General features: G+C 70.3%; 2 protein-coding genes and 1 pseudogene. 2 read left to right on the top strand and 1 reads right to left on the bottom strand.

The features are described from left to right. Window positions 1-123: 123 nt before the first annotated feature. On the bottom strand, window positions 124-1,467 hold the full coding sequence (locus tag ACNFOC_RS52020) for an amidase (RefSeq protein ID WP_416965966.1): 1,344 nt from the start codon (window positions 1,465-1,467) through the stop codon (window positions 124-126). Window positions 1,468-1,748: 281 nt separating this feature from the next. Between ACNFOC_RS52020 and ACNFOC_RS52015 the strand changes: the two genes are divergently transcribed. After that, the gene (locus tag ACNFOC_RS52015) at window positions 1,749-3,635 is read left to right on the top strand and encodes a glycoside hydrolase family 20 protein (RefSeq protein WP_416965965.1); all 1,887 of its coding nucleotides are present in this window, start codon (window positions 1,749-1,751) and stop codon (window positions 3,633-3,635) included. Between the two features lie 22 nt (window positions 3,636-3,657). Then, window positions 3,658-3,928 (top strand): annotated as a pseudogene (locus tag ACNFOC_RS52010) (alpha-L-fucosidase); the annotation flags it as partial.

Genomic DNA, 3,928 nt, shown 5'->3' with positions numbered 1-3,928 from the left:
GGCTCGACCACCGTCCACAGCTCGTCGTCGACTTCCCATGGCTTCGGCCGTGCCATCCAGCACCCCCAGATCGTCTGTCCTGGAGTGACCCAACCATCTTGAAGATCATTCCGTTAGGGGTTCTTAGTCGAGCGGCGCCGTCCGTACCCACGGGCGCAGCTTCTCCAGCTCCTCCGCGAGCGCCAGCAGCGCAGCCTCCGAACCCGGCCGCCCCACCAGCTGTACGGCGCAGGGCGCGCCCGAGGGCAGGGTGCCGAACGGGACCGACATGGCGGGCCAGCCGGTGAGGTTCCAAGGGGGCGTCATCGGGGAGTAGTTGGTGTTCGCGAGCACATTGCGCAGCCAGCCCCGCTCGTGCCACGGCCCGGCCTTGGGCGAGCGGCGGGCGAGCGCCGCCGTCAGCAGGATGTCGTGCTCGGCGAAGAACGGCGTGAGGCGCTCCCGCAGCTGCTCCCGGGCCTTGCCGGTACGGACGCTCTTCACGAACCGGCGCCCGATCGCCGCGTGCACCCGGGTCCGCCGCGTCAGTTTCCGCGGGTCGAGCCCCGCCGCGTCCACCGAGGTGCCGGCCGTCCAGTGCGCGAGCGAGGTCGTGCTCAGGGAGAGCGGGTACGGCGGATCAGCACGGTGCACGGTGTGACCTGCCCGGTTCAGCAGCCCGGTCGCCTCCCGCACGGCGGTCGTATACGGCTTGCTGATGGCGACTCCGGCGAGCGGGCTGCGCACGGAGACGGCGATTTTCCGGGGGGTGGGCCCGTCCGGGCGTACGACCTCGATGTCCGCGATGACCGAAAACATCAGCCGGGCGTCCTCGACGGTCGTCGCGAGGGGTCCGTTCTCGGACATTCCGAACCAGTCGCCGTCGCCGATGCCGGCCGGGACGACCCCGAACCCCGGCTTGATGGTGACCAGACCGCAGTTGGCCGCCGGGATGCGCAGCGAGCCCATGCCGTCGTTGCCGAGGGCGATCGGCACCAGGCCGGCGGCGACCGCGGCCGCGCTGCCGCCCGAGGAACCGCCCGCCGTGCGGGTGGTGTCCCACGGGTTGCGGGCGGTGCCGTGGACGCCCTCGGTGGTACCGAAGACGCACAGCTCGGGCACGTTCGTCAGTGCGACGACCACCGCACCCGCCGCCCGCAGCCGGGCCACGGTGACATGGTCGTGGTCGGCGGGCGTGTCCGGGGTCGCGGCGGAGCCGACCCGGTTGGACTCGCCGGTCACCGCGAGGTTGTCCTTCACGGCCACCGGCACGCCCGCCAGGGGGAGTTCGGCCAGATCGGCCCGTGCGGCCACCTCGTCGGCCTCCGTGAGCGCGGCCTGGGCCCGCACCACCCGGGACGCCCCGATCCGCCCGTCCAGCCGCTCGATCCGGGCGAGATGCTCGGCCACCACCTCGCGGGGCGTGACCCGCTTCTCGCGTACGGCGGCGGCGATCTCGACGGCGGTACGGCCGACCCAGCTGGTCACGGGCGCGCTCCTTCTCACTACTCGCGAGTATGTAGGGAGAACTGTGCCTCGGCCGGGGCGGTGCGTCGAGGGGTGGCGAGTCCTGGACGGCCGGGCGTGGCCGGTCTTGGACATTCGGTCCCGTCTTCTTGGACTTTTCGTGGGCCGGTACCGGGTGGGCGCCGGCTGAGCTGCTGGTCATCCGATCAATGGCCCAACTTGACTGCTCCCGCCGCCCATTGACAGCCCCTGAGCGCAGTCCAATTATCAGTCGTCCGATCAATCGCGACCGGTGGAGTGGCATGGCTGAGCGCAGGAAGAGACGGTTCCGGTTCATCGGCTTCGCGGCGGTGTTCGCACTGCTCGCGGCACCCGCGCCGGCGTTCGCGGTCCAGCAGGAGCGGGCGGTGCCGGTGACCGTGCCCGCGCTCTCCAACTGGACGCCCCAACCCGGGAGTTACGACTTCGGGGCCGGGACACGGCTCGTGGCCGACAGCGAGAGCGAACGCGAGGTCGCCGACACGCTCGCCGACGACCTCAAGGCGGCCGGTCACGGAACGGTCCCCGTCGTACGGGGCGGTGCCGCCCGGCCCGGTGACATCGTGATCGAAGTCCGGCCGGCCAAGGGCTCGTTGGGCGCGGAAGGCTATGAACTCCAGGCGGGCAAACGGCTGTCGGTGACCGGCGCGACCGAGACCGGCGCCTTCTACGGCACCCGGACCCTCCTCCAACTGCTCGCCCAGGGCGACCACATCCCCGCCGGACGCACGGTCGACGTACCGCGCTACAAGGAACGCGGGGTCGGCGTCTGCGCCTGCTACGTCCACATCTCCCTGCCCTGGCTGGAGAACCTGGTGCGCGAGATGGCGTACCACAAGCTCAACCAACTGCTCCTCGAACTCAAGGTGAAGAGCGACGTGCACCCCGAGGCCGACACGTGGGGCTACTACACCAAGGACGAGATGCGCCACCTCGTCGCACTCGGCGACAAGTACCACGTCGAGATCATCCCCGAGATCAACTCCCCTGGCCACATGGACCCATGGATAGAGAACCGCCCCGATCTCCAGCTCACCGACAGCGACGGCAACAAGCAGCCCGCCCGGCTCGACGTCACCCAACAGGCCGCGTTCGACTACTACACCAGCCTCATGGACGAGTACGCGCAGGTCTTCACCGCGACGTCCTGGCACATGGGCGCCGACGAGTACATGCTCGGCTCCGACTACTCCAAGTACCCGCAGATGCTGCGCTACGCCCAGGAGAAGTACGGCGCGAACGCCACCCCGGAGGACGCCTACATCGACTTCATCAACCGCGTCCAGGCCTACGCCGCGAGCAAGGGCAAGAAGCTGCGCATCTGGAACGACGGACTCACCGGAGCCAACACCGTGCCGGTGGCCGCCGGTACGACGGTCGAGCACTGGCTGAACGTCACGGAGAAACCGAGCCAACTCATCGCCCAGGGCTATCCGTTGATGAACGCGGCCTACTCCCTCTACCTCGTCCGCGGCGGCTTCCACAGCGACACCGAGGCCCTGTACGACCAGAACTGGGACCCGCGCAGCTTCGAGGGCGAGAAGCTCACCTCCAGCGACGGCATCACCGGCGCGAAGATCAGCCTCTGGCCCGACAACGGACGCGGTGAGACCGAGAACGAGGTCGCCGCCGACACCGAGCCCGCGCTACGGCACCTCGCCCAGGCGACCTGGGGCGACCCGCACCCCGACGCAACGTACGCCGCATTCACCGCGCGGGGCACGGCAGTCGGGCATGCGCCCGGGTGGCGGGACCTGACACGGGTACCGGTGGCGGACGGGACGTACACCTTCCGGACGGCGGGCGCGACGACCGCTTCCACCACCACTTCCGCTTCCGCCACCTTCGACGCCGAGGTGCGGCGCACGCCGGACGGCTATGCGACGGTGCGGACCGCCGACGGCTGCCTGGAGATACAGGGCGGCAAGCTCACCCTCAACGTGCCGCTCCAGCCCGGGGTTTCGGCGACCCCGCAGCCCTGCGACGCCACGAACACCATGCAGCGCTGGGAGTTGGCGCCCGCGGCGGGCGGCTACCGGCTCGTGAACGCGATCACGCAGATGGCGCTGAGCGTCGCGGACGACGGCCGGCTCGTGCAGTACCCGCCGGATCAACACCTGCCTGCCACCTGGCACTTGACCGCCCACTGATCGACCAGAGGAGTCCCACCCCATGGCCCTCTCCAGACGTCTTTTCGTCCTCTCGGCCACCGCGCTCGCCGCGACCGGCACGGCCACGGCATCCGCCCTCGCGGCGACCCCGACCCCGTCCGGCTCCCGTTCCCGCATCCCCGTCAGCCCCGACGACACCGAGGCCGACCTGGTCCGCAAGGCCTCCCAAGTCCGGCCCACCGCACGGCAGGTGGCCTGGCAGGAACTGGAGCGGACGGCGTTCCTGCACTTCGGCGTGAACACCTTCACCGGCCTTGAGTGGGGGACCGGTG

It is taken from the genome of Streptomyces colwelliae (assembly GCF_048158785.1).
GTDB lineage: Bacteria > Actinomycetota > Actinomycetes > Streptomycetales > Streptomycetaceae > Streptomyces.
The sequence above is the reverse complement of the archived record's forward strand: the minus strand, read 5'-3'. Positions and strand labels throughout refer to the sequence as shown.